Source organism: Aquibaculum sediminis, from assembly GCF_040712085.1.
Classification (GTDB): domain Bacteria; phylum Pseudomonadota; class Alphaproteobacteria; order Kiloniellales; family DSM-21159; genus Aquibaculum; species Aquibaculum sediminis.
In genome coordinates, this window is record NZ_JBFCVK010000007.1 from 69,753 (window position 1) to 95,805 (window position 26,053).

Below are 26,053 nucleotides of genomic sequence, written 5' to 3' on the forward strand. Positions count from 1 at the left end.
GCCGAAACGGCGCAACCGGCGCCGGAAATACCTGGGATCGAGGCGATCGGTCTCGCCGCATGCGCCAGATCACGCGCCTTCGAGATTCTTGCAGGCGTCGATCAGTCCGCGCACCGCATTCACCGAGTGGGTGAAGCCGTCCATTTCGGTTTCGTTGAGTTCGAGTTCCACGATCCGCTCAATGCCTTCCGCACCGATCACCGCCGGCACGCCGACATAGAAGCCGTCCACACCATATTCGCCGGACAGATAGGCGGCGCAGGGCAGCACACGCTTCTTGTCCTTGAGGTAGCTCTCCGCCATGGCAATGGCCGAGGAGGCCGGGGCGTAGAAGGCCGAGCCGGCCTTGAGCAGGCCCACGATCTCGGCGCCGCCATTGCGGGTGCGATCGACGATGGCGTCGAGCTTTTCCTGGGTGATCCAGCCCATCTTCACCAGATCCGGCAGCGAAATGCCGGCCACGGTGGAGTGGCGCACCATCGGCACCATGGTGTCGCCATGACCGCCGAGCACGAAGGCCGAGACATCCTCCACGGAAACCTGCATCTCTTCGGCCAGGAAGTGGCGGAAGCGCGCGGAATCGAGCACGCCAGCCATACCCACCACCTTGTTGTGCGGCAGGCCGCAGGCCTCGCGCAGGACCCAGACCATGGCATCCAGCGGATTGGTGATGCAGATGACAAAGGCGTCCGGCGCATGCGTCTTGATGCCCTCGCCGACCGCCTTCATGACCTTCATGTTGGTGGCCAGCAGGTCGTCGCGGCTCATGCCCGGCTTGCGCGGAATGCCGGCGGTGACGATCACCACATCCGCGCCGGCGATGGCCGAATAGTCGCTGGCGCCGGAAAAGTTGGCATCGAAGCCTTCGACCGGAGCGGACTGGGCAATGTCCAGTGCCTTGCCCTGGGGAATGCCGTCGACGATGTCGAAGAGCACGACGTCGCCCAGTTCCTTCAAGCCCGCCAGCAGGGCCAGCGTGCCACCGATGTTGCCTGCGCCGACCAGCGCGATCTTGTTGCGTGCCATGGAAAACTCCCCGGATTCGAGGCCGCTTCGACAAGGGGTCGAACGGCTATCGTTGCGCCGAAAAAACGCGGAAAAAGGACCGCCGCTGTTTACGACCTTTGCCGGTTGGACACAAGGCGGCGTCGCCTTCTGACTAGCGGCCGGCCGTCCAGATCAGGCGCCGGCGGTGGACAGCGGGAGCGCCGGCGAGAGGCGGTCGCCGGCAAAGCGATCGGCCTGATCGAACTGTAACGTGGCCAGGCGCCGATAGAGGCCTTCGGGTTCGGCCATGAGCGACTCGTGGGTGCCGCTGGCCACCACACGCCCGCGATCCAGCACCACGATGCGGTGCGCGCGCTGAACCGTGGCCAGGCGATGGGCGATCACCAGAGTCGAACGCCCGCGCGAAAGGCGGTCGAGAGCGCTCTGCACCATGCGCTCGCTCTCGGAGTCGAGGGCCGAGGTCGCCTCATCGAGCAGGAGCACCGCCGGATCGCGCAGGATGGCCCGGGCGATGGCCAGGCGCTGGCGCTGGCCGCCGGACAGGCGCACGCCGCGCTCGCCCAGGAAGGTGGCGAAGCCCTGCGGCAGGGCATCCAGGAACTCCGTGCAGCCGGCGGCCTCGGCCGCGTCACGCACCTCGTCGTCGCTCGCGCCGGGGCGGCCGTAGCGGATGTTTTCCCAGGCGTCGGCGGAAAAGATGACGGCATCCTGCGGCACCAGGCCGATCCTTTGCCGCAGAGCCTGGGGATCGGCCTCGCGCAGATCGACTCCGTCGAAGCGAATGCGTCCCGCCTGCGGATCGTAGAAGCGCAGCAGAAGCTGGAAGACCGTCGACTTTCCGGCGCCCGAGGGGCCCACCAGCGCCACGGTCTCGCCCGGCTCCACCGCCAGATCGAAGCCTTCCAGGGCCGGTGCATCGGGGCGGGCGGGATAGCGGAAGGCCACGGACTCGAAGCGAACGGCGCCTACGGGCGGCTCCGGCAGGGCCACCGGCTGGGCGGGAGCGGCAATCTCCGGCTCGGTTCGCAGCAGTTCGATGAGCCGTTCCGTGGCACCTGCAGCACGCTGCAGATCGCCGATGACCTCACCGATCGCTCCGAAGGCGCCGGCCACCACCACGGCATAGAAGACAAAGGACGCCAGTTCGCCGCCGCTGATTCGGCCGTTCAGGACATCGCGACCGCCGATCCAGAGCACGGCGGAGACCGCACCGAACACCAGCAGGATGACCAAAGCCGTTAGCCAGGCGCGGGCACGGATGCGGGCTACCGCGGTGGTGAAGGCCTCCTCCACCCGGCCGGTGAAGCGGGCGCGGTCCAGGTCCTCGTGAGTGAAGGCCTGCACCGTGCGGATCGCGTTCAGCGACTCGTCCACATAGGCGCCGACATCGGCGATGCGGTCCTGGCTGTCGCGCGACAGCCGGCGCACCCGGCGCCCGAACAGGAGGATGGGGAAGACCACCAGCGGCGTGACCAGCAGCACCAGCCCGGTGAGCTTCGGCGAGGTGATCAGCAGCATGATCAGGCCGCCGGCAAAGAGCAGGGTGTTGCGCAGCGCGATGGACACGGAGGTGCCAACCACGGTCTGCAGCACCGTCGTATCCGAGGTCAGCCGGGAGAGGACCTCGCCCGTGCGGGTGGTTTCGTAATAGGCCGGGGAGAGCCGGATCACATGGCCGTAGACCGTCGTGCGCACGTCGGCGATCACCCGCTCGCCGATCCAGGTCACCAGGAAGTAGCGGCCATAGGAGGCCAGTGCGAGCACGACCACCACGCCGAAGAGGCCCAGCACCGCCCGGTCGAGCCGTGCCGTGTCGCCGGCAGCAAAGCCCTCGTCCACCAGCCCGCGCAGGCCGGTGCCGATGGCAAGCAATGTCGCGGCCGCAATCACCAGCGCCACCATCGCGCCGGCAACCTGCAGCTTGTAGGGTCTAACGAAGCGCCAGAGATAGGTCAGGACCCGAAAGTCCCGGCCGGTCGGTCGATCGAACTGCTGACGCGCCGCGGCCGTCGCGGCTTCCTGGATGCGTGCCATCGGCACCTGTTCCGGCTGATTGCAAAAGGCCCGCCGCGGAGAACCAGTCTCGAGGCTCCGTCGGGCGCGGCTGCTAGATCGCATGCCGGACGGCAGGGAGCAAGGCGGCCTTGCAATAGCCCCGTCCCTTGGTTACAAGGCGCGCGACTTACGGAGGTGCGCGATGAAACAAGGTATTCATCCTGACTATCATGAAGTGACCGTCATCATGACCGACGGCACCGAGTACACGACCCGCTCGACTTACGGCAGCGCGGGCGACACGCTGCGCCTCGACATCGACCCCAAGACGCATCCGGCCTGGACCGGCGTTCACCGGGTGTCGGAGCGTGGCGGCCAGGTGGCGAAGTTCAACAAGCGCTTCGGTGCCTTCGGCCTGAAGAACGACTGATTGCGCGGCACCGGGCCACGCGATGGCTCGGTTCTGGCACAGTAGACGCAGCAGGGCGGCCCTTTGCGGCCGCCCTTGTTGTGTTTTGCGGCTTGTGACGCTGTGTCGCAACCTCCGGGCAACCGCTCGTCTCTGTCGTTCGCGGCGGGGAAAGCCATTGCCTCCGCCTCCCTGCAATCGATACAATCTTATGTAGAGATTTGCAGCGAGACGCGCCCTGATGGGCGTTGATCGCTCCGTCTACGGAAAATCGACGGATCGCAGGGGTGGGGTCGTGACAGCGAACAGGGGCAGCACAGCAGAGGGCACGGCACCCTCCGCGCGAGGACAGCCGCCGGAGTCCGTCAGCGAACGGGCTTGGTTTCTGGCCCAGTTCAAGCCGAACTGCCAGCACATCGCCGAGCGCAATCTGCAGCGCCAGCACTTTCCGGTCTTCCTGCCGCAGCAAATGGTCACCCGCCGTCAGCGCGGCCGCTTCGTCGAGGCGCTGCAGCCGCTGTTCCCAGGCTATCTCTTCGTTTCCTTCGATCCGGCAAGCGGTGGCTGGCGCAAGATCAACGCGACCTATGGCATCACCCGCCTGGTCGCCTTCGGGAGCGACCCGGCCCCGGTGCCCCCTGCCCTCGTCGCCGAGCTCATGGCCCGCTGCGATGGCGAAGGCCAGCTCCAGCCGCCCACCGCATTCGCCCCGGGCGACAGCGTGCGCGTGACCAAGGGCCCCTTCGCCGACTTCGTCGCCCGGATCGAAAAGCTCGACTCGCAAGAGCGCGTCTGGCTCCTCCTCGACATCCTGGGCCGCCCCACCCGGGTCTCGGCACAGCTGGATGCGCTGCAAGGCGTGTAGGATGTCGACAACGAGCCTATCAGTTAACTGTAAGCGCCGTTCTGATGGGGTATCGCATCGCTGCTTTTCATTATGCGGGGCAAATTATGGTAAATTCGTCGAAGCCTAGACCCATATCGAAGCTGATTCGTGAATGTAACATAAGCCCGCCCGCGATCTCCTTCCCACAGCAAGCGCATCGTCAATCGCAAATCATTGCGACGAGCAGGCATGCGAGGGACGATCAGGCGTACATCGACGCGATTTCCGATTCGGACGATGTATGAGGCACGGCAAGCCTGCCTAAACCGTCTCGGGGCGCCACCAATTGCCATTTGCTACCTATGTCTCAACAATTACTACCGATGCCATGGCGAACCCGAGAGGCCAAAGTGTGGAGCCACTATAGCATTGTTATTGCTGAGTAATTGTCCAGGTGGTCGGCCTTAGCGCTTGGCGCACTCTCCCAACAGGGTTGCCTATTGTTCCCGAAAAGCTGAAAAATTGCGTCAGGATGGGGGGCATGGGTTGCATGACTACAAACCACAATAACGATATCGAACGCGTGTCGGGCGAAACGCTCGGTGTCCTGGAAGCGATCGCGGCCTCAGCGGATGCTCAGTTGCGTGAGCCGAACACGATAGGCCCTGATGCTTTCGCGAGCGTCAACACGTTCACTTCTCACGAGGCGATAAAGAAGCTCAGCGGCATCGACGCTACGAAACGCCGCAGTCTTGAGTCCCAGTCCCGCGAACCAGCGATCGCGCGTGTCCTGGTCCGGACGGACGCTGGCAAGTTCATCATATACTACATCACCCGCGATACGCCATATGCGGCACTCGACCCAACCACGAAACTTGCAGGCCGCAACGCGCCGGCCGGACGGCTTGCCGCACTCTCTGTAGGCGAGGATTTCAAAATTGGCGGCATATCTGGCGTCATTGTCGAAAAGGTAATCCTCCACCCACTCCGACCCGAAGGCCTCTGGGACTCGCGTAACTCCGTACTCGAAGGCGACACATACGGGCCCATAACCGTTGTTTCGATGAGGGAGGCGCTGGCCGTCATCCCGACCGCCGACATTGGCGATGAGATACTCGCCAGTATTCTTGCGGCGGACGAGAAGGCCGCCAATGTCATCGAAGGCATTCGCCGCAGTGTCATCACGAAGATGGGCCTACGCGACCAACCGATTCTCGACCGCTACCAGGACGAGATATTCCGGTTGCCGCTGAACAGGCAGATTCTGATCGTCGGCCCGCCTGGCACGGGTAAGACGACGACACTAATCCGCCGCCTTGGGCAGAAGCTCGACCGCGAATATCTGGACGATGACGAGCGCCGCCTTGCCGATGCCGCGCGCTTCGACGGCTCGCCGTCGCACGCCGACAGCTGGATGATGTTTACGCCCACCGACCTCCTGAAGGTTTACCTCAAGGAGGCGTTTGCCCGAGAGCACATCGCCGCACCGGACCAAAGAATCTCGACTTGGGCGCGCTTTCGACTCGACCTTGCACGCGACCGCTTTCTCATCCTGCGTACGTCGAATGGCGGAGGGCCGTTTGTTCTCAGAAGCAACGCCTTCTTCACGCGGCCCGACCTGCTCTCACGACAGACCGCTTGGTACGAGGATTTCGCGAATTGGCAGTATGGGCACTTCCGAGACAATCTGAAAGGCGCCGTCGCGCTGCTCAGCAATTCCAAGACCGAGGAAGCCCGGAGGTTGTCGGAGAAACTGGCAGCGATTGTTGACGACGCCGGCGCCGACTCGTTCGCGCGCACGATAACAGCGCTGGCCGCTACGGAGGAGCGCGTTACTGATTTGCTGCAAGTGCTCAAAGAGGAAACAGATGGCACCATTCGCAGACAACTGAACATGCTTGTAAATAGGGACCGGCAGTTCCTTGAAGAACTGGCGCGGTTCCTGGACAACCTGGCTGACGCCGATGACGATTCTGATGAGGTGGACGCCGAGGAAGAAGAAGACGGTCAGGCGCAATCACCGCGCACGAGGGACGCCAGAGCCGCGAGAGCCTATATGCGTAACGTGCGCAGTCAGGCGCGCGCCCGTGTAAATCATCGCTCCATCGGCAAGGACACTCGGGCAGGACGGATCGCAGATTGGATCGGCGAGCGAACCTTGCCGGAAGACGAACTGCGGGCGCTCGGTGAGAGCCTGCAAGTACAGGGGGCGCTTCGTCGCTTCACCCACCCGGTGCGGCGGTACATTAACGGCATTGCGGGCCGCTATCGTCATTTCCGCCGCACTCGCCAGGCAGAGAACAGCTGGTACACTGCCGATACGATCGCAGCGAACGACGTCGATCCGCTGGAGATCGACGTAATGCTCCTCTGCGTGATGCGTGCGGCTTCATCCCTGCTCCAGGACCGCACGATCCTGCGCAACATCGACGACCCCGCCTATGCCCCGCTAAAGGACTATTTGGGCGTGATCAGAAATCAGGTCATGGTCGATGAGGCCACAGACTTCTCGCCCGTGCAGCTCGCCTGCATGGGCGCGCTCGCCAGTCCTGGAATTCAATCCTTCTTCGCCTGCGGCGACTTCAACCAGCGCATCACCGCTTGGGGCAGCCGATCCGCCGACGAAATGCGCTGGGCCTCGCCCAAAATCGAAGTCCGGCCCATCCAGGTCAGTTACCGCCACAGTCGCCAGTTGAGCCAACTGGCGACTGAGATCGTACGGCTCTGCTCCGATGACACCGTTGATATAGCGCTGCCAAAGGATGTCGATAACGAGGGGGTGGCACCGGTCCTCGGGACCGGTCTCGCAAGTCACGAAGACATCGTAAGCTGGCTTGCCCAGCGGATTGTCGAGATTGAGCAGTTCACAAAGCAGCTCCCTTCGGTCGCGATTCTCGTGAATGACGAGGTGGATGTCGGGCCACTCGCGGAAGGCTTAATAGCGGCCCTGGTGGAAGAGAATCTTAACGTCGTTGCCTGCTACAAAGGGCAATTTGCGGGGCAGGAGAACGACATTCGCGTCTTCGATGTGCAGCACATCAAGGGGCTGGAGTTCGAGGCTGTATTCTTCGTCGGCGTGGATACGCTGGCGAAGATGAAGCCGGACCTGTTCGACAAGTACCTCTATGTCGGCGCCACGCGCGCGGCCACTTATCTCGGGCTCACCTGTAACAGTACCGCGCTTCCACGCAAGATTGAGCCGCTGCGCGATAGCTTCGCCGCAGACTGGAAGCGGTGATGGTTTCGATCGGGAGCGCGTTCACCGCTCCCGATCGAAACAGTCCCTCCACCGCGCCCCTCCAAGTTCACGGATTAGTTATAGAATGAACAATACATCGACTTGGAACGGAGAACCCTGCAGACTATCGACAACCCGTTCGGACCCAGGGTGTCACCCATGTCTTAGGTACAAACTGTTACCTATGTCTCAGGAATGAACACAGTGGGAAATGGCGCGCCCTGCAGGACTTGAACCTGCGACCTAGTGCTTAGAAGGCACTTGCTCTATCCAGCTGAGCTAAGGGCGCTTTGGCCAGGGTGGCGGGCCTGGCGGAGTCAGTGGGTCCAGCGGTTGAGGCGGTCGACGCGGAAATTGTCGGCGTAGGCCTTGGGACGCAGTGTGCGCTCGCGCGGCCGCTCGACGCTGTACATGTAGCCATGCTTTTCGGCATAGGCCACGGCTTCCTCCGCGGTTTCGAACCAGAGGCGCAGCTGCTGGCGCGTGTCGGGCGAGGAGGTCCAGCCCATCAGCGGCTCGATGCTGCGCGGCGCGGCGGGCTCGAACTCCAGCACCCAGCGCCGGGTGTTGCCGCGGCCTGATTGCATGGCCGTCTTGGGAAGCTGGAAGATCCGCACCTGCATGGCTCTTTCCGTCCGTTCAAGGTTCCGCTGCGGCATGGTCGGGGCGGCCGGATTCGAACCAGCGACCCTCTGCTCCCAAAGCAGATGCGCTACCAGACTGCGCTACGCCCCGCGCGCCGCACTTCGCATCGGGGTTTAGGCCCTCGCCGCGCCAGGGTCAAGCAACCAGCGCCGCTATTGCGCGGCCTGTTCCTCGGGCGCCAGGCTCGCCTGCACCCGCTGCTGGAAGTAGGCGACCCCGGGTTCGTGGCGCGGGCTGAGCGGGCCCGGGCTATAGGCGCCGGAGGCATAGTTGCGCTGCGTCTCCTCGCAGATGCCGAAATCCTCCTCCACGATGGCGCAGTTGCCCTCGATGGTTTGCTCGACGAAATTGTCGGTGTAGGTTTTCCAGTTCGCCGCCATCACGAAGCGCCGGGTGGCGACCGCGGTGAAGGACTCGAGGGGATGGTCTGCCAGTTCTTCCGGCAGATCGCCCAGCTGCTCGACCAGCTCCTGCTCCGGCGCGATCGCCAGGAAAAGCAGGCCGCGCCAGCTTGCCACCGACACGGGCTTGAGCGGCCAGTCCTCGAGGCGGAAATCCGGATGCTCGCCGAACCAGGGCGCCTTCTGCAGCCGCCCCTCCTGGTCATACACCCAGTTGTGATAGGGGCAGCGCAGCAGGCTGCAGCGCCCCTGCCCTTCCGCCAACAGACGCGCGCCGCGGTGGCGGCAAAGATTGTGGAAGCCGCGCAGGACACCGTCGCGCCCACGCAGTACAAAAAGGTGCCACCCGGCCAGCTCGACCGCGAGATAGTCGCCGGGCGCGGCCACCTGGCTTTCCGGTCCCAGCAATTGCCAGGTGCGGCGGAAGATCGCCTGTCGCTCGGCGTCGTGGACGCCTGGGTCGACATAGAAGTGCGCTGGCAGATTCCGCTGCAGCGAAGCCGTCATCCACGCCTCCCCGGGTTAAGTGCGGCGGCAAGTCTGCCGGAAATCGCGCCACAATTGCAATGCGACAAGACGCCGGAGGCCACGGCAATGAAGTCAGATTCCAGCCTCGATGGAACCTTGCCGCGACCCCGTCGTTATTTTGCTTGGAGATTGATCGCTTTGGAGGTGGGGCAATGTCCAACTGGAAGTGTAGGTCCGAGCGTCATGGCATGAAGCGCCAGCTGTTCGTGAGGCCGTCATGCTGAAGAAGCGTACATCTTCCATCACCCGGCCCCTAACCGGCGCCAAGACGCGGCGCATGGCTGCGCCAATTGCAAGCATCGGCACCGTTGACCGGCGGACTTTCCTGAAGGGCTCTGGCATGGCGGTTGCGGGACTCGCCGCCTTGGGCACTTTGCCGGCGACCCGGGTGCGCAAGGCTCCGGCGCAGGAGCCGGCGCAGACCGGCGCAATCGAGGAGCGCAAGACCATTTGCCCCTACTGCGCCGTCGGCTGCAGCATCATCGCCGAGGTGCAGAACGGCGTCTGGATCGGCCAGGAACCCGCTTTCGCCAGCCCCATCAACATGGGCACGCACTGCGCCAAGGGTGCGGCGGCGCGGGAAGTGGCGCTGGGCGAACGCCGCCTGAAGTATCCGATGAAGCTGGAGGACGGCCAGTGGCGCCGCCTGTCATGGTCGGAGGCCATCGAGGAGGTCGGGGATCGGCTTCTGGCTATCCGTGAGCGCGAGGGTCCGGAGGCCGTGTACTGGCTGGGCTCGGCCAAGTTTTCCAACGAGCAGGCCTACCTGATGCGCAAGTTCGTCGCCTTCTGGGGCACGAACAACGTCGACCACCAGGCACGGATCTGCCACTCCACCACGGTCGCCGGCGTGGCCAACACCTTTGGCTACGGCGCCATGACCAACAGCTTCAACGACATCCACAACAGCAAGGCCATCTTCCTGCTGGGCGGCAACCCCGCAGAAGCCCACCCCATTTCCATGCTGCACCTGCTGCACGCCAAGGAACAGGGGGCGCACTTCATCGTCGTCGACCCGCGCTACACCCGCACCGCGGCTCACGCCACGGAGTATGTGCGGATCCGGCCCAGCACGGACATCGCCTTCCTCTGGGGCGTTCTCTGGCACATCCTGCGCAACGGCTGGGAGGATCAGGACTACATCGCCAGCCGCGTTTATGGCTTCGAGGAGATCCGCGCCGAGGTCGAGAACTATCCGCCCGACGTGGTGGAGAACATCACCGGTGTTGCGGCCGACCAGGTGGAGCGCGTGGCCCGCATCATGGCGGAGAACCGGCCCGGAACGCTGGTCTGGTGCATGGGGCTGACCCAGTCCACAAAGGGACATGCCAACACCCGCGCCGCCTCGATCTTCCAGCTTGCGCTCGGGAACATCGGCGTCGCCGGAGGCGGCACCAACATCTTCCGTGGCCATGACAATGTTCAAGGCGCCACCGACCTGGGACTCGATGCCAGCACCCTGCCCGCCTACTACGGCCTGAGCCAAGGGGCCTGGCAGCACTGGGCCCGGGTCTGGGATGTGGACTACGAGTGGCTGAAGAGCCGCTTCACCTCGCAGGAGCTGATGGAAACGACGGGCATGCCGGTGTCCCGCTGGTTCGACGGCGTGCTGGAGGCAACGGAGAACCTGGACCAGCCGACGCAGCTGCGCGGGATGGTGTTCTGGGGACACGCCGTGAACTCCCAGACCCGCCAGCCCGACGCGAAACGGGCGCTGGAGCAGCTCGATACACTGCTGGTCATCGACCCCCATCCCACCTTGGCGGCGGTGCTGGGGGAACGGCGCGACGGCGTCTATCTCCTGCCCTCGGGCTACACCATGGAGATCGCCGGTTCCGTCACCAACTCCCAGCGGGCACTGCAATGGCGCGAACGGGTGGTGGAGCCGATCTTCGAGGCCAAGAGCGACTACGAGATCACCTATCTGCTGGCCCGTAAGTTCGGTTTTGCCGAAGAGCTCTTCAACCAGATCACCGTGGAGAACGACCAGCCGCTGCCGGAGGACCTGCTGCGCGAGATCAACCGCGGCACCTGGACCATCGGCTACACCGGCCAGAGCCCGGAGCGCCTGAAGCGCCACATGGAGCACCAGGACAAGTTCGACACCACCACCTGCCTGGGCATGAGCGCGCCGGTGGAGGGCGAGTACTACGGCCTTCCCTGGCCCTGCTGGGGTACGCCGGAACTCGGCCACCCGGGGACGCCGCTGCTCTACGATGCGAGCAAAGCCGTTTCCGAGGGAGGGCTACCCTTCCGCGCCCGCTGGGGCGTGGAGTATCAGGGCGACAACCTGCTGGCCGAAGGCAGCGCGCCACCGGAATCGGAAATCGAGGACGGCTACCCCGAGATCACCCTCGCCATGCTGACCAAGTTCGGCTGGAACGGGGAATTCCGGCCCCAGGAGGCGCTGGCAATGGTGGCCACGGCAGCCGAAGCCTACGAGCCCGGCCTGCTGGATCTGTCCGACGAGGAGGCCGAGAGCCGCCTGCGTGAACTGCTGGACGAGCAGGATCTCCGACTCTCCCCGGAACAGCGCCGCAGCACTCAGCCCGGCGCCGAGGGCAGCAGTCTGCGCGAGCAGGCGATCGAGACCTATGAAACCAATCGCCCTCCCATTGCGGAGAATCCGCAGGAGGAAGAATCGAACGAGACTGAATCAGCCGATCAGGGTCAGCAGACCGAGGAAGGCTTCGGCGAGATGGAGTTCGGCGGTGGCTCCGATTCCGAAGAGGAGGCACCGCTGGAGGAGAATCCCTTCACTGAGGCCCTCTTGCAGATCAATTGGAAGTCCGACCTTTCGGGCGGCATCCAGCGCGTTGCGATCGCGCACGGCCTGGCGCCCTTCGGCAACGGCAAGGCGCGCGCCCTGGCCTGGAACTTCCCGGACCCGGTGCCGATCCATCGTGAGCCGCTTTACACGACGCGCCGCGACCTGCTTCCCGAGTATGAGACCTACGAAGACCGGCGGGACTATCGCCTGCCGATCCTCTACCGCACCATTCAGCAGCGGGATTTCTCGCAGGACTTCCCGCTGATCCTGACCAGCGGCCGTCTGGTGGAGCATGAAGGTGGCGGCGATTCCACCCGTTCCAACAAGTGGCTCGCCGAGTTCCAACCCCGCATGTTCGCGGAGATCAATCCCAGCGATGCCGCCGCGGCCGGTATTCAGGCCGGCAGCGAACTGTGGCTGCACACACCCGAGGGAGCGCGGGTGCGCGTTCCCGCCCTGATCACCAACCGGGTGGGCCGCGGCACCGTCTTCATGCCTTTCCACTTTGGCGGCTGGTTCCAGGGCGAAGACTTCAGCGGCCGCTACCCCGCAGGCACGGTGCCCTATGTGGTGGGCGAAGCCGCGAACACCGCCACGACCTACGGCTACGACCCGGTCACCTTGATGCAGGAGTCGAAAGCCACCCTCTGCCGCATCGAGCCCGCATAAGGAGCCCGCAATGGCCCGGATGAAGTTTCTCTGCGACGCCGAACGCTGCATCGAATGCAATGCCTGTTCCGTCGCCTGCAAGAATGAGCACGACGTGCCCTGGGGCATGGTGCGCCGGCGCGTGCTTACGGTGAACGACGGCGAGGAAGGTCAGGAACGCTCTCTCTCCATCGCCTGCATGCACTGCACCGATGCGCCCTGCATCGCCGTGTGTCCCGTGGAGTGCATCTACCAGAACGACTATGGCATCGTGCTGCACGACAAGGATCTCTGCATCGGTTGCGGCTACTGCTTCTACGCCTGCCCCTTCGGGGCGCCGCAGTTCCCGCAGCAGTCCAACTTCGGCAGCCGCGGCAAGATGGACAAATGCACCTTCTGCGCCGGCGGACCGGAAGAAGCCGGCTCCGAAGCGGAATTGCGCAAGTACGGCCGAAACCGCATCGCGGAAGGCAAGCTGCCGCTCTGTGCCGAGATGTGCTCCACCCGCTCGCTGCTTGCCGGCGACGGCGATCAGCTGGCGGAGATCTATCGCGAACGGGTCCAGCGACGCGGCTATGGCAGCGGCGCCTGGGGCTGGGAGACGGCCTACTACGGGCCGCGCACGGGTAGCTGAGGGGGCTAGGCCAATGGTACGTGCCATCGGGGGATTAGCAGCGCTCGTGTTCCTCGCCCTGCTCGTCTGGACGCTTTACTCCGGTTTCTCATCCAGTGACCGGGTCGTCCCCACCGACGGCGTGATCGGCGGCGGGACGCCGGATCCCGTGGCCGAGAACGCGGCGGACTACTCCACCTTGGTCGAACGCGCGCAGTTGCAGCGCTGGCGCGGCGACACCGGCCCCTCGCCGGAAGGTGAACAGACCCCCGTTGCAACGGACGAGGCGCGATCGGCTGAACAGACCTCGGAAGAGCGGGTCGAGCTCTGGCTGTCGCGCACGGAAGCGCAGGGCGACCTGCTGCAACCCCGGCGCTTCGTCGAGGGGCAGAGCGTCCTTCCCGGCGAGGTGCTCGGTGTCTTCTCCCAGCCGCAGGGCAGAAGCTGGCGTGCCTTCCGCAACAACTGGGTCGTATTCGGCGGCGGCGTCTACATTTTCGGGATCAGCGCACTTCTGGCACTGTTCCTCGCCTGGCGCGGTCGCGTGCGTGTGGAGGAAGGCTTCGCCGGTGAGAGCATTGTCCGGTTCAACGCCTTCGAACGCGCCAATCATTGGATGACGGCCGTTAGTTTCGTGCTTCTTGCGCTCACAGGCGTGGTGATCCTCTACGGCCGCGACCTGATACGCCCATGGCTGGGCCCTCAAACCTTTGCCGACCTCGCCAGTGGCAGCGCCTGGCTGCACATCGCCCTGATCATCCCCTTCACCATCGGCCTGATCGTGATGTTCTTTGCCTGGATCGCGCAGAATCTGCCGAAACGGGTCGACTGGGAATGGCTGAAGCGCGGCGGTGGCATGGGCCGCGAGCAGTCGCTCAATCCCCCTGCGCCCAAGTTCAACGCCGGACAGAAGCTGGTCTTCTGGCTGGTCATCCTGGGCGGCCTTGTGCTGGTGGCCAGCGGCCTGTCGCTGATGTTCCCCTTCCTGTGGCTCGGCTACAGCGGCATGGAGCTCAGCCAGACGGTCCACGTAGTTGTCGGCCTGCTCATGATCGGGGTCATCATCGGCCACATCTACATCGGCACGATCGGCATGGAAGGTGCCTTCGAGGCTATGTGGTCCGGCCGCGTGGACCGCAACTGGGCCAAGGAACACCACAGCCTGTGGTTCGAAGACCTTTTGACCAAGGGAAAGGCTCGTTCGCACGCGCGGCGCACTCCGGCAACGCGTGAACCTGGATGAGCCTTGCAGAGGAGGATGGAGTGAGGGCTTTTGTTGGCGGTGTGATCGTGGCCTGCTTGCTGGCAGCAGCGACGCTTTTCATCTACTCGAGCTTTGCCATCGACAGTGCCGGCGGCTATCGCCCGGCTGCGACCCTGCACCTGGATTGAGCTCGGACAGTCAAGCAACCGCGAACGGCAAAAAGCCTCTCCCCACCATCGATGGGGAGAGGCTTTTTCAGTCAGTGTAGCCGCCTTCGCTCGCCGTTACTGGCAGGAGAAGGTGGCTTCCATGCGCTCGCCTTCGCCGTCCCTGTCCAGCAGAACGGCGTCGCGGTCGAACTCCTCATCGCAGTAGTCCTCCGCCTGCTCCTTCACCTCGTCGAAGTCGCTGCCTTCCTGATAGGAATAGCTGACGGTCGGCGAGGAGGCCTGGCTGCGATAAGGGTTCGATGAGCCGCTGCAGGCGGCAAGGGCAATAGCCGAGACGGCCAGGGCGGCCCAGGTGACTTTGGTTCGGTCGAGCATTCGACTCTCCCTGTTACAGGTTTGTGCCTGGCTCAAGGAGATAAGCGCGGCCGCCGATTACGCCCAAGGACAGTTCTATGACCTTATCCGGACCAACAGGCGCCTTAATGCTAGGACTACGCGAGGCTCACCGGCCGCTGCTTCGCGAGCTTGTCGAAGGCCACCAGGGTTTCCAGCAGCTCCTTGAACTGATGCAGCGGCACCATGTTCGGGCCGTCGCTCGGCGCATTGTCCGGATCCTGGTGCACCTCCATGAAGACCGCCGCGACGCCGACGGAGACGGCTGCGCGGGCCAGCACCGGCACGAACTCCCGCTGTCCACCGGAGGTCGCCCCCTGTCCGCCCGGCTGCTGCACCGAATGGGTGGCATCGAAAACGATGGGGCAGCCGGTCTGCGCCATGATCGGCAGGCCACGCAGGTCGGTCACCAGCGTGTTGTAGCCGAATGACACCCCGCGCTCGGTCAGCATGACGCGCTCATTGCCCGAGGCGCGCACCTTCTCAGCCACGTTGCGCATGTCCCAGGGCGCCAGGAACTGGCCCTTCTTGACGTTGACCACGGCGCCGGACTGCGCAGCGGCAATCAGCAGGTCGGTCTGCCGGCACAGGAAGGCCGGAATCTGCAGCACGTCGACGCTCTCCGCGACGGGCGCGCACTGCCCTGCCTCGTGCACGTCGGTCAGCACCGGGCAACCGTAGGTCTCACGCACCTCGGCAAATATCGGCATGGCCTCCTTCAGCCCGATGCCGCGCTTGGACGTGAGGCTGGTGCGGTTGGCCTTGTCGAAGGAGGACTTGTAGATCAGCCCAACGCCGAGACCGCTGCAGATCTCCGTGAGCGCCTGTGCCATCTCCAGGGCATGTGCCCGGCTTTCCATGGCACAGGGGCCGGCGATGATCGCCAGGGGAAGGTCGTTGCCCAGGGTCAGGGACCCGATCTTCACGTGAACCGGGGCACGCGGGGTGGAACTGCTCATGCTCTGTCCTCTCAGGCGCTACATCAGGCGCGATTGCTCGACCGCGGCCCGGATGAAGGAGGTGAATAGCGGGTGCGGCGCAAAGGGTTTCGATTTGAGTTCGGGATGGAACTGCACCCCGATGAACCAGGGGTGGCCGGGGACCTCGACGATCTCCGGCAGCTCACCGTCCGGCGAGAGGCCGGAGAAATGCAGCCCGACGCGTTCCAGCGCATCCTTGTAGTTGACGTTGACCTCATAGCGATGCCGGTGGCGTTCCTGGATCTCGCCCTTGCCGTAGATCTCGTGCACCTTGCTGCCCCGCGCAAGGACCGCCGGATAGGCACCCAGGCGCATGGTTCCTCCCAGGTCGCTGTCGGAACCGCGACGCTCCACCTGGTTTTCCTTCGTCCATTCGGTCATCAGGCCGACAATGGGCGGATTGGGCAGGCCGAACTCGCTGGAGCCGGCGCCTTCCAGCCCGGCCAGATGACGTGCGGCCTCGATCACCGCCATCTGCATTCCGAGGCAGATGCCGAAGTAGGGAACCTTGCGTTCGCGCGCGAAGTGGGCTGCGGCGATCTTGCCTTCAGTGCCCCGTTCGCCGAAGCCGCCGGGCACCAGGATCCCGTGCACGCCTTCCAGCTGCTGCAGATGGCCTTCCTGCTCGAAGATCTCCGCATCCAGCCAGTTGACGTTTACCCGAACGCCATTGGCGATTCCGCCGTGAATTAGGGCTTCGGCCAGCGATTTGTAGGCATCGATCAAGCTGGTGTACTTGCCGACCACGCCGATGGTGACCTCGCCATCAGGATGGCGCACGGTGTCTGTGATGCGGTCCCAGATCGTCAGATCGGGCGCGCCGGTCTCCAGCTCGAAATGCCGACAGACAACGGCATCCATGCCCTCTTCGTGATAGGCGCGGGGCACGGCGTAAATGGTGTCCACATCCAACGCCTGGATGACGGCATCCTCCCGCAGATTGCAGAAGAGCGCCAGCTTGCGCCGGGCATCCTTGTCGATGGGATACTCGGACCGGCAGAGCAAGACGTCAGGCTGTATGCCGACCGATTGCAGCTCCTTGACGGAATGCTGGGTCGGTTTGGTCTTCAGTTCACCCGCCGACGAGATGTAGGGCAGCAGGGTGAGATGCATGAAGAGCGAGCGCGAGCGGCCCAGCTCATTGCCAAGCTGTCGGATGGCCTCCAGGAAGGGCAGGCTCTCGATGTCGCCGACCGTGCCGCCGATTTCGCAGATGCAGAAATCCTCGTCCACCAGGTCGGAACGGATGAACTCCTTGATGGCGTCGGTGACGTGCGGGATGACCTGAACGGTGGCGCCGAGATAGTCGCCGCGCCGCTCCCGGGCGATGATGCGGCTATAGATCTGGCCGGTGCTGACGCTGTCGCTGCTGCGAGAGGTGACCCCGGTGAAGCGCTCATAGTGGCCGAGATCAAGGTCGGTCTCGGCCCCGTCGTCAGTGACGTAGACCTCGCCGTGCTGATAGGGACTCATGGTCCCCGGGTCCACGTTGAGATAGGGGTCGAGCTTGCGCAGCCTCACCTTGAAGCCGCGCGCCTGCAGCAGCGCACCCAGGGCCGCTGCCGCCAGCCCCTTCCCCAATGAGGATACCACGCCGCCGGTGATGAAGATGAACCGCGTCATGGGCGTCCCTTATCCGCGCAAAAGCCGCACTCGGCAAGCCCCCCAGATCGGGACTCTCCTGAGCGCGCGAGATTTCAACGGGTCCTGTCGGACCGAAAACCGAACAAATCGAAGCCCATCGCTCAGCCCCTATGCCTGCCGAAACGGGCGTGGCCGGGCTGACGCCGCGATGGGTGGTGCCCCTACAGCCGAAGCCGAGGGCTACTGAACCGGGACTGCCGGCGCTTCGGGCTGACCGTCACCGGAAGGCTGCGACTCGATCGGAGCCGGCGCCGAAGGGATCAAGGGCGTGTCGACGATCGAACGCTGCTGCGTGGTGCCACTGGCCAGGATGGTCAGCAGAATGCTGGTCACCATGAAGGCCGCTGCCAAGAGCGCGGTGGTGCGGGTCAGGAAGTTCGCCGTGCCACGGCCGGACATGAGGCCGCCCATGCCGCCGCCACCGCCGGAACCACCGCCGATTCCCAGCGCTCCTCCCTCGCTGCGCTGCATCAGCACGACACCAATCAGCGCCAGAACGACCAGGAGATGGACAACGAGTAGAACCTGCATCATGGCGAAACCGCCTTCTCTCAACGATAAGCATGCATCACGCCCCGCGCCCTGAACGGGCGCCGGGTTGCTGCGCGCGGATATAACTGCTCTGGGCCGCTCGTTCTAGGGGCAAGCGGCGGCGATGGCCCAAAAATCTTCGGCCTTGAGGCTCGCGCCGCCCACCAAAGCCCCGTCCACGTCGGCCGTGCCGAGCAGCTCCGCCGCGTTCGCCGGCTTCACGGAACCGCCATAGAGTATGCGCGTCGCCTGCGCTACTGCTTCGCCGCGCAGGTCCTCTAACACCTTGCGAATCGCCCCGTGCACCTCGGCGACATCCGCAGATGTCGCTGTGAGACCGGTGCCAATCGCCCAGACCGGCTCATAGGCGAGCACAAGTTCGCTCGACCCGCCAGCGGCCGGGAGCGATTCCCTTACCTGAGTCTCGATGATCTCCAGTGCCCGTCCGGCATCGCGCTCTTCGCGTGTTTCTCCAACGCAGATGACTGGGGTCAGGCCCGCCGACAGGGCCGCAGCAGCCTTGGCCGCAACCAGTTCACTGCTTTCGCCATGGTCCTGGCGCCGTTCGGAGTGGCCGACGATCACGAAAGTGCATCCCGTATCCGCCAGCATTTCTGCGCTGGTATCGCCGGTGTGCGCGCCGCTTTCGGCCGGGTGACAATCCTGACCGCCCAGGGCGATACCGGCATTGCTGACTGTCGAGCGCAAAAGGGGCAGCAGCACGAAGGGCGGGCAAATCAGCAGATCGCAGGAGGGCGGCGTGCCGGCCACACCGGCTTCCTCCAGCTTTCCAGCCAGGGCTTCCGCCAGTGACAGGCCATCCCGGCTCAGGCCGTTCATCTTCCAGTTACCGGCGATCAGCTTGCGCCGCATCGGACCCCTCCTCGTGCACCAGTCATCCACACTGCAGACAGCTAGGCTTTAGCATGTGCCGCCCCTAGCTGCCAGTCGGCACGATGGCACTTGCCGCAAGAGCCTCTGCTATCTGTTGCCCGGAAGCGGCACGCTCCTTAGGATGCCGCGGCACCCGCACTGCAGGCGGAGCGCGTTACACAGTTGGGCGGAAATTCATGGGCAAGCTGCGCGGCGTCGTCGCCAAGGTATTTCTCTACGCACTCTTCGGGTTGCTGATCCTCAGCTTTGCCGTCTGGGGCATCGGCGACATGTTCCGGGGACGCACGGCCGCCCCGGTGGTCGCTGAAGTGGGCGAGCAGGAAGTAACCCAGGAGGAGTTCCGGCGCGCCTTCAGCAGCGAGTACAACCGCTTGCGCCAGATGCTCGGCGGCGACTTCGATATCCAACAGGCACAGGCGCTTGGTCTGCCGCAGCAGATCCTCAGCAACCTCGTCAATCGACGTCTGTATCAAGCGCACGCCCGGGAACTTGGCCTGACCGTGACCGACGAGCAGGTGCGTCAGGAAATCTTTTCAGTTCCGGCGTTCCAGAACGAACAGGGCCAGTTCGACCGCTTCCGCTACGAGCAGGCCCTGCGGATGGGACAGCTGACCGAAGCGGATTTGGTGCAAGAACTCCACGACGAGATGCTGCGCAGCCGCCTGCTCTCGGCTGTGCTCGGTGGCGTCGAAGCCCCCACGGCTCTGGCAGGGGGGCTCTATGCCTATCGCAACGAACGCCGTACTGCCGACTATGTCGTGGTCGAGCCGGACGCAGCGGATTCACTCCCCGAGCCGAGCGAGGAGGAACTGCAGGCCCACTACGAGAACCTCGTCGACCAGTTCCAGGCGCCCGAGTACCGCGAGGTAAGCTGGCTGCACATCGATCCGGCCGCGCTCGTGGATGGTGAGAACTTCCCCGAAGAGGAACTCCGCACGGCCTACGATGAGCGGATGCATCTCTATAGCGAACCGGAACGCCGCCGCGTCGAGCAGATCCTCCTGGAGGACGAAAGCGAGGCCGAAGCGGCACGGGAACGCCTTGTCTCCGGCGCAAGCTTCTCCGCCGTGGCGGAGGACATGACCGGCACTGCCCCCATTGATCTGGGCCTGGTGGCGCGCGAGGACATGCCCGAGGCACTGTCCGGTCCGGTTTTCAGTGCGGGGGAAGGCAACGTCACTGAACCGGTGGAATCAGCCTTTGGCTGGCACCTCATTCGCATCGTCGAGGTCGAGGAGGAAAGCGTACGCCCCTTCGAGGAAGTGCAAGACGAACTCGCCGTCGAGCTAAGCGAGCACGAGGCGATCGAAAGCGCCATTGCCCTCGCGAACCGGCTCGACGACCTCCTGGCGGCGGGCGCGGCGATCGAGGAAGCGGCGGCCGACCTAAATCTGCGACTGCAAGAGGCAGACGCCATCGACCGCTCGGGCGAAGACCGTCAGGGCGAGAGCGTCGAAGACCTGCCGGCACGTGAGCGCTTCATCGAGACCGTCTTCTCGACCCAGGCCGGGGACACCAGCCTGCTGGTGGAAACCGAGGCCGGCGGCTATTTCGTGCTCAGAGTGGACGGCATCATTCCGCCGGCCGCACGGCCCTTCGAGGAGGTCCGCGAGGATGTGCTCGCCAACTGGCAGGTGCAGGAACGTGAAGCCCTTGCCTTCGAACGAGCCGATGAGCTGGCCGAGCGCCTGCACAACGGCGAGTCGCTGAGTGCACTTGCGGAAGCCGAAGGGCTCGAGCTACAGAGCACGCCGGACGTGCAGCGGCAGGGCCGCGACCCCTCTCCGGAACTGATCGAGCAGCTGTTCGAGGCCAACGTGGGTGAGGTAATCGTCGCTTCCGGGCCGGAATGGCCCCTGCTCGCGGTGTTGGAAAGCATCGAGAGTGCCGATCCCGAAACGGCGGAACAGGCCCTGTCAGAACTCCGGCAGGACACCAGCGGTCGCCTACGCCAAGACATGGAGCAGTCCTTCCGACTGGCGCTCGAGGCCGAATACGGGGTGACCTTCAATCAGCGGCGTATCGACGACGTCCTTCTGGAATTCTGAACCCGTGCAGATTCATCCTGATTTCGAGAGCTTTCGCGCAGCCTACAATGCCGGAAAGCCGCAGGTCGTCTGGACCACGCTCGTTGCCGACCTCGAAACACCGGTTTCCGCTTTCCTGAAACTGGCGGAGGGGCAGCCCTTCTCCTTCCTGTTCGAATCGGTTGAGGGCGGCACGACCATTGCCCGCTACTCCTTCATCACCTTGAAGCCCGATCTGGTCTGGCGCTGCCGCGGCACAACGAGCGAGATCAACCGCCGGGCGCGCGTGCAGCCCGATGCCTTCGAGACACAAAGCGGTCACCCGCTGGAGAATCTGCGCACGCTGTCGCGCGAATGCCGTGTGGAAATCCCGGCACACCTGCCACCGATGGCGGCCGGACTGATCGGCTATGCCGGCTACGACATGGTGCGCCTGATGGAGCGCCTGCCGGAGAAGAACCCGGACGTGCTCGGCGTGCCAGACAGCATCTTTGTCCGACCGACAGTCACGGCCATCTTCGACCGCGTCGAAGACCTGGTGACCGTGGTCTCGCCGGTCTGGCCCGACGGAGAACGTTCGGCCCAAGCGGCCTACGACTTGGCCTGCGAGCGCCTTTCGGAAGTCACAGCGGACTTCGAGCGCTCCCTGCCCTATCGCCGGGAGCGGCACGAAGACGCCGGTGAACTGCCGGATCCCAGCTCCAATCTCAGCCCCGAGCGCTTTCACGAGATGGTGCAGCAGGCAAAGGATTATATTGCCGCCGGTGACATCTATCAGGTCGTCCTCGCCCAGCGCTTTTCCGTGCCCTTCACGCTGCCGCCCTTCCAGCTTTACCGCGCTTTGCGGCGCCTAAACCCTTCGCCTTTCCTCTTCTATCTGGATTTCGGCGATTTCTCTGTGGTCGGCTCATCGCCGGAAGTGCTGGTCCGTCTGCGCGATGGCGTGGTCACCATTCGGCCCCTGGCGGGCACCCGTAAACGCGGGGCGACGCCGGACGAGGACCGCGCACTGGCCGAGGAGCTCCTGGCCGACCCCAAGGAGCGTGCCGAGCACCTCATGCTGCTCGACCTTGGGCGCAACGACGTTGGCCGCGTGTCCCAGGTGGGCAGCGTCCGCGTGACGGAGCAGTTCGTGGTCGAACGCTACAGCCACGTCATGCACATCTCCTCCAATGTCGACGGCCGTATAGACCCGCGCTATGATGCGATCGACGCACTGGTAGCGGGCTTTCCTGCGGGAACGGTGTCCGGCGCGCCCAAGGTTCGGGCGATGGAGATCATCGAGGAATTGGAACCCGACCGCCGGGCAACCTATGCCGGTGCGTTTGGTTATCTCGGTGCCAACGGTGACATGGATACCTGTATCGGACTGCGCACGGCGCTGGTGAAGGACGGCATGCTGCACATCCAGGCGGGTGCCGGCATCGTGGCCGACAGTGATCCGGAGAGCGAGCACCAGGAATGCCGCAACAAGGCCCGCGCCCTGATCCGCGCCGCCGAGGAAGCGGTGCGATTTGCCCGGCGGGGATGACCTCATCCTGTCCCGCCGCCGGGCCGACAGGTCATCGAGGGTGATTCAACAGGGCTTCCGAAACATGGCCGACGCGCTGCAACACCCACCGCTCACCCGTAACGCCGAGGGCGCGCTGCGCCGGGTGGGGGTGGAGATCGAGTTTGCCGGTCTTGATGCGCTCCAGGCGGCCAACTGCGTGCGCGAGCTGTTCGGTGGCCGCCTGGTCGAGCATGACCCCTACAGCTTTCAGGTCGAAGACACCTGCTACGGCGACTTCGAATGCAAGCTGGACAGCCATCACGTCCACACGACCGAGGAGGACAGCCGCAGCCTCAAGGACTTGCTGTTCGGGCTGGTGGACGACCGCCAGGCCCAGGATCTGGCGCGCAAGGCCGGGAGCTTCTTTGGCGATATCACCCGCTATTGGCTGCCGGTCGAGATCGTCGCCCCACCGGTGGCCTACACTGAAATGCCGGCTTTCGATCGCCTGGCCGACGCGCTCACCGAGGCCGGGGCGGAAGGCACACAGGAATCGGTGATCTACGGCTTCGGGATGCAGTTCAACCCCGAGGTGGCCTCCTTCGAGGCCGAGTACCTGCGACGCCATATCCAAGCCTACTGCCTGGCATCGGAGTGGCTGCGGGCCAGCATCGAGGTTGACATGACCCGGCGCCTTTTGCCCTTTGTCGACCGCTTTCCCAACGCGTACCTGCGCCTCATCCTGAAGGAGGACTACGCACCGGAGCTGGGCGAACTGATCGATGATTTCCTGGAGCACAACCCGACGCGCAACCGGGAACTCGACCTGCTGCCGCTCTTCCGTTTTCTCGATGAGAAGCGCATAGCCGACGTGGTCGACATGACCCTGGTGAAGGCACGCCCCACTTTCCATTATCGTCTGCCGAACGCATCGCTCGGCATGGAGGGTTGGTCCGTGGTGCAGGAGTGGAACCGCTGGGTGGCTGTGGAGCGACTGGCAGCCGATTGCGAGCGTCTGCGCGCCACGATGCAGGCCTGGCACGAAAACGATAACAAGCTGATCTCCGATGACTGGGCGAAGCTGTCCCGGCGTTGGATGGAGAACGGCGGCTCTTGAGAGCACCGCTGATAGCCGTCACGAGTTCCCGCCGTCGCGCCCTCTTCACGGCCGTGATGAACCGCATTGCCCTGCTGCGGGCCGGCGCCCGCAGTGTGCGGGTCTATCCCGGCAAGCGGGTCGACCTCAGTGCGGTGGATGGCTTGCTGATCGGGGGCGGCGACGATATCGATGTGCGGCTCTATGACCAGGATCTCATCCTGGAAACCCGCCTCGACCCCGAACGCGACGCCCTGGAGATGGAAGCCCTGGCTCTGGCCGAGGAGCGCAAACTTCCCGTGCTGGGCATCTGCCGCGGCGCGCAGATCATGAACGTCTACTATGGCGGCAGCCTGCTGCCCGACATTCACGCGCTCTTCGAGGATCTGCCGCGCATGCGCACGGCCCTGCCCCGGAAGTGGATCAACCTGCGCATCGACAGCCGGCTGCATGGCATCCTGGGCCGCGAGCGGCTGAAGGTGAATTCCCTGCACCATCAGGCCGTGGACCGGCTCGGTCGCGATCTGCGGGCCATCGCCCGTGACGATTCCGGCATCGTGCAGGCCATCGAGAACGACAACCACCCCTTTCTCATCGGCGTGCAGTGGCACCCCGAACTGATGCCCTTTCACCGCGGCCAGCAGGAACTCTTTCGGCGGCTCGTTGCGGCGGCTCGGGGGCCCTCGGGATGACCCAGCCGGAGAGCGAAGGCGGCCAGGCCGCGCCAAGCGCGGCTCGAAACCTGCAGCGCCTGCGTCAGGCCATGGTGCTGTTGATCCTGGCGGGCGTGCTGGGTGCCTGGTTCTTCTTCGACCTTGGGGACTGGCTCAGTTTCGAGCAGTTGGCCGAGCGCAGCCAAGACGCACGCGCGGCGCTCGACGCGCGCCCCGTGAAGATCACGGCCCTGTTTCTCATTTCATTGGTCCTGGTCACCCTCTTTTGCATTCCGGCGGTGGCGATCCTGCAGATCTTCTCCGGATTCCTCTTCGGTCCGCTGGCGGGAACGCTGCTGTCCGTCCTGGCCCAGACGCTGGGCGGCGCCCTGGCCTTCCTGATCGCCGGTCATACCTTCCGCGAGAGCTTCGCCCGCCTGATCGGGCCCTATCTCCGGGGGCTCGAGGCTGGGTTTCAAGCCAATGCCTTCACCTACATCGTCACTTTGCGCATGACGCCCGTGATGCCCTACTGGGTGGTCAACATCGCACCCAGCCTGCTCGGCGTGCGTTTTCGTCCCTTCGTGCTTGGGACGCTTATTGGCGCGATCCCGCTAACCTTCGTCTATGCCACGTTCGGAGCCGGCCTGGGAGAGGTCATCGATGCTGGGGGCACGCCGGAGCTGGCAGATCTCTTGACCCCCAAGGCCATCGCCCTCGTTTGCGTGGCCCTGCTGTTTGCGCTGGCGCCCATGCTGCTGCGGCGCCTGATGGGACGGAAGATCAACCCGCGCCCGGAACCGCTATCAGACGGGGAGGAATCTCCTCAGACTCCACACGAACCACCGCGCTGACAGGGACAAGCTGGAAGCCCTTCTCCGACAGGCCCGGAAGCCATGCGGCGAGGGCGTCCAGCGTCTCGGCATAGGGATGGCCGATGGCTATGGCGACGCCGTCACGGCGCGCGATGCTTTCGGTCTCTGCAAGCTGCTGCCGGATGAAGTCGCGCGAGACCTCGTGGTCGAGGAACACGTGACGCTCGGCCAGCGGCACCCCAAGCTCCTCCGCCAACACGGGTCCCTTCGTCTCGGCCGAGGTGCGGGAATCGAGAAACAGCAGCCCCCGCCGGCGCAACTCGGCCATGACCAGCCGCATCCCCGGTTCGTCGGCGGTGAAGGCGCTGCCCATGTGGTTGTTGACTCCGACATAGCCCTCGAGCCGGTCGAGGCTCCAGCGCAGGTTGGCGCGCTGCTTTGCCTGGGCATCGGACAGCAGGAGCGCCCTTGGTCCCGGATCGAGATGATTCGAGGGTTCCATGGGCAGATGGAGCATCACCTCGTGTCCCGCTGCCCGTGCGCCCTGGCTCAAACCAGCCAGGCCATCGGCGTAGGTCATGAAGGACAGGGTCAGCGGACCCGGTAGAGCCACGGTTCGACGCGTTGCCGGGCGATTCAGCCCCAGGTCATCGATCACCACCACGATGCGCGGCCGCCCTTCAGCCGCCGCCACGGGCACACCGTGCTCCTGCCAGGCCGCTGGTTCCCGAAGCGTCGGCGGTCTTGGGAAGCCGAAGGACGCCGGTGCTTCCGGCGGCGACGGCATGCGTGCCAGCGGTGTCGGCTGCAAGGGATCGGGCGGAGGCAAAGCCAGGACCGTGCGTTCAGCTGCAAGGACCGGTGCCAACGGCTTGGCCGCTTCCCGCTCACCGCCGGCCAGGGCACCCAATGCAGCGCCCAGACACGCCAGACCCAGGATCGCACCGCGCACGACGCCCTTCGGTACTCTGATGGGCATGAAAAAATCCGCCTCCAGCACCTGCCCCGCCAACGAGGCTCTCGGCCCAGTGTAGCAGACTTGGTCTCCGACTGGCTCGCCTCCTCTGCGTCGG

22 protein-coding genes and 2 tRNA genes are annotated in these 26,053 nt (G+C 64.6%); 12 read left to right on the forward strand and 12 right to left on the reverse strand.

Going from position 1 to position 26,053, the window contains the following annotated elements; all coding sequences use genetic code 11:
* Positions 1-69: 69 nt before the first annotated feature.
* On the reverse strand, positions 70-1,026 hold the full coding sequence (gene mdh / locus ABZ720_RS12540; RefSeq protein WP_366555870.1) for a malate dehydrogenase: 957 nt from the start codon (positions 1,024-1,026) through the stop codon (positions 70-72).
* A 153-nt stretch (positions 1,027-1,179) separates the two neighbouring features.
* Entirely contained in the window at positions 1,180-3,042 is a 1,863-nt protein-coding gene (locus tag ABZ720_RS12545; RefSeq protein ID WP_366555871.1) for an ABC transporter transmembrane domain-containing protein, read from the reverse strand.
* Positions 3,043-3,205: 163 nt separating this feature from the next.
* Here ABZ720_RS12545 and rpmE point away from each other — a divergent pair, with 163 nt between their 5' ends.
* From rpmE to ABZ720_RS12560, 3 genes are all read left to right on the forward strand, one after another.
* Positions 3,206-3,433 carry a 50S ribosomal protein L31 gene (rpmE, locus tag ABZ720_RS12550; RefSeq protein WP_366555872.1) on the forward strand — a complete coding sequence of 76 codons (228 nt, stop codon included), beginning with the start codon at positions 3,206-3,208 and terminating at the stop codon, positions 3,431-3,433.
* A gap of 274 nt (positions 3,434-3,707) precedes the next feature.
* A complete protein-coding gene (gene nusG, locus ABZ720_RS12555; RefSeq protein WP_366555873.1) occupies positions 3,708-4,277 on the forward strand; it encodes a transcription termination/antitermination protein NusG in 570 nt (189 codons plus the stop codon).
* A 511-nt stretch (positions 4,278-4,788) separates the two neighbouring features.
* Positions 4,789-7,476, forward strand: a complete 2,688-nt coding sequence (locus tag ABZ720_RS12560; RefSeq protein WP_366555874.1) for an ATP-binding domain-containing protein — start codon at positions 4,789-4,791, stop codon at positions 7,474-7,476.
* Positions 7,477-7,688: 212 nt separating this feature from the next.
* Here ABZ720_RS12560 and ABZ720_RS12565 read toward each other — a convergent pair.
* The 4 genes from ABZ720_RS12565 to ABZ720_RS12580 form a co-directional block, all read right to left on the reverse strand.
* A tRNA-Arg gene (locus ABZ720_RS12565) sits at positions 7,689-7,765 on the reverse strand.
* A 28-nt stretch (positions 7,766-7,793) separates the two neighbouring features.
* A complete protein-coding gene (locus tag ABZ720_RS12570) occupies positions 7,794-8,099 on the reverse strand; it encodes an ETC complex I subunit (RefSeq protein ID WP_275823588.1) in 306 nt (101 codons plus the stop codon).
* A 35-nt stretch (positions 8,100-8,134) separates the two neighbouring features.
* A tRNA-Pro gene (locus ABZ720_RS12575) sits at positions 8,135-8,211 on the reverse strand.
* A 62-nt stretch (positions 8,212-8,273) separates the two neighbouring features.
* Positions 8,274-9,029, reverse strand: a complete 756-nt coding sequence (locus tag ABZ720_RS12580; protein ID WP_366555875.1) for an aromatic ring-hydroxylating oxygenase subunit alpha — start codon at positions 9,027-9,029, stop codon at positions 8,274-8,276.
* Between the two features lie 238 nt (positions 9,030-9,267).
* Between ABZ720_RS12580 and ABZ720_RS12585 the strand changes: the two genes are divergently transcribed.
* Genes ABZ720_RS12585 through ABZ720_RS12600 form a run of 4 tightly spaced genes read left to right on the forward strand, consistent with a single transcriptional unit; the run spans position 9,268 to position 14,473 of the window.
* Positions 9,268-12,489 carry a formate dehydrogenase subunit alpha gene (locus ABZ720_RS12585; RefSeq protein ID WP_366555876.1) on the forward strand — a complete coding sequence of 1,074 codons (3,222 nt, stop codon included), beginning with the start codon at positions 9,268-9,270 and terminating at the stop codon, positions 12,487-12,489.
* A gap of 10 nt (positions 12,490-12,499) precedes the next feature.
* On the forward strand, positions 12,500-13,102 hold the full coding sequence (gene fdh3B, locus ABZ720_RS12590; protein ID WP_366555877.1) for a formate dehydrogenase FDH3 subunit beta: 603 nt from the start codon (positions 12,500-12,502) through the stop codon (positions 13,100-13,102).
* 13 nt (positions 13,103-13,115) lie between these two features.
* On the forward strand, positions 13,116-14,324 hold the full coding sequence (locus ABZ720_RS12595) for a formate dehydrogenase subunit gamma (RefSeq protein WP_366555878.1): 1,209 nt from the start codon (positions 13,116-13,118) through the stop codon (positions 14,322-14,324).
* Between the two features lie 20 nt (positions 14,325-14,344).
* The gene (locus tag ABZ720_RS12600; protein ID WP_366555879.1) at positions 14,345-14,473 is read left to right on the forward strand and encodes a hypothetical protein; all 129 of its coding nucleotides are present in this window, start codon (positions 14,345-14,347) and stop codon (positions 14,471-14,473) included.
* A gap of 96 nt (positions 14,474-14,569) precedes the next feature.
* Here the strand turns inward: ABZ720_RS12600 and ABZ720_RS12605 are convergent, their stop codons facing one another.
* The 5 genes from ABZ720_RS12605 to tpiA all read right to left on the reverse strand — a co-directional run bounded on the left by ABZ720_RS12605 (position 14,570) and on the right by tpiA (position 18,876).
* A complete protein-coding gene (locus ABZ720_RS12605; protein WP_366555880.1) occupies positions 14,570-14,830 on the reverse strand; it encodes a hypothetical protein in 261 nt (86 codons plus the stop codon).
* Between the two features lie 116 nt (positions 14,831-14,946).
* On the reverse strand, positions 14,947-15,807 hold the full coding sequence (gene kdsA / locus ABZ720_RS12610; protein ID WP_366555881.1) for a 3-deoxy-8-phosphooctulonate synthase: 861 nt from the start codon (positions 15,805-15,807) through the stop codon (positions 14,947-14,949).
* A gap of 18 nt (positions 15,808-15,825) precedes the next feature.
* On the reverse strand, positions 15,826-17,451 hold the full coding sequence (gene pyrG, locus ABZ720_RS12615; protein ID WP_366555882.1) for a CTP synthase: 1,626 nt from the start codon (positions 17,449-17,451) through the stop codon (positions 15,826-15,828).
* A 201-nt stretch (positions 17,452-17,652) separates the two neighbouring features.
* A complete protein-coding gene (secG, locus tag ABZ720_RS12620; RefSeq protein WP_366555883.1) occupies positions 17,653-18,006 on the reverse strand; it encodes a preprotein translocase subunit SecG in 354 nt (117 codons plus the stop codon).
* A 102-nt stretch (positions 18,007-18,108) separates the two neighbouring features.
* A complete protein-coding gene (gene tpiA, locus ABZ720_RS12625) occupies positions 18,109-18,876 on the reverse strand; it encodes a triose-phosphate isomerase (RefSeq protein WP_366555884.1) in 768 nt (255 codons plus the stop codon).
* A gap of 197 nt (positions 18,877-19,073) precedes the next feature.
* Here tpiA and ABZ720_RS12630 point away from each other — a divergent pair, with 197 nt between their 5' ends.
* The 5 genes from ABZ720_RS12630 (at position 19,074) to ABZ720_RS12650 (ending at position 25,019) form a co-directional block, all read left to right on the forward strand.
* Positions 19,074-20,945 carry a SurA N-terminal domain-containing protein gene (locus ABZ720_RS12630; RefSeq protein ID WP_366555885.1) on the forward strand — a complete coding sequence of 624 codons (1,872 nt, stop codon included), beginning with the start codon at positions 19,074-19,076 and terminating at the stop codon, positions 20,943-20,945.
* 4 nt (positions 20,946-20,949) lie between these two features.
* A complete protein-coding gene (trpE, locus tag ABZ720_RS12635; protein WP_366555886.1) occupies positions 20,950-22,455 on the forward strand; it encodes an anthranilate synthase component I in 1,506 nt (501 codons plus the stop codon).
* Between the two features lie 64 nt (positions 22,456-22,519).
* Complete coding sequence (locus tag ABZ720_RS12640; RefSeq protein WP_366555887.1) at positions 22,520-23,533, forward strand: amidoligase family protein; 1,014 nt, start codon at positions 22,520-22,522, stop codon at positions 23,531-23,533.
* Positions 23,530-24,204 (forward strand): gamma-glutamyl-gamma-aminobutyrate hydrolase family protein, encoded by a 675-nt coding sequence (locus tag ABZ720_RS12645; protein WP_366555888.1) that lies wholly within the window; start codon positions 23,530-23,532, stop codon positions 24,202-24,204. Before ABZ720_RS12640 ends, ABZ720_RS12645 begins: the two co-directional genes overlap by 4 nt.
* A complete protein-coding gene (locus ABZ720_RS12650; RefSeq protein ID WP_366555889.1) occupies positions 24,201-25,019 on the forward strand; it encodes a TVP38/TMEM64 family protein in 819 nt (272 codons plus the stop codon). Before ABZ720_RS12645 ends, ABZ720_RS12650 begins: the two co-directional genes overlap by 4 nt.
* On the opposite strand, the gene ABZ720_RS12655 is transcribed toward ABZ720_RS12650, so the two are convergent.
* The gene (locus tag ABZ720_RS12655) at positions 24,949-25,959 is read right to left on the reverse strand and encodes a divergent polysaccharide deacetylase family protein (protein WP_366555890.1); all 1,011 of its coding nucleotides are present in this window, start codon (positions 25,957-25,959) and stop codon (positions 24,949-24,951) included. The two genes, ABZ720_RS12650 and ABZ720_RS12655, sit on opposite strands and share 71 nt — an antisense overlap.
* Positions 25,960-26,053 lie beyond the last annotated feature (94 nt).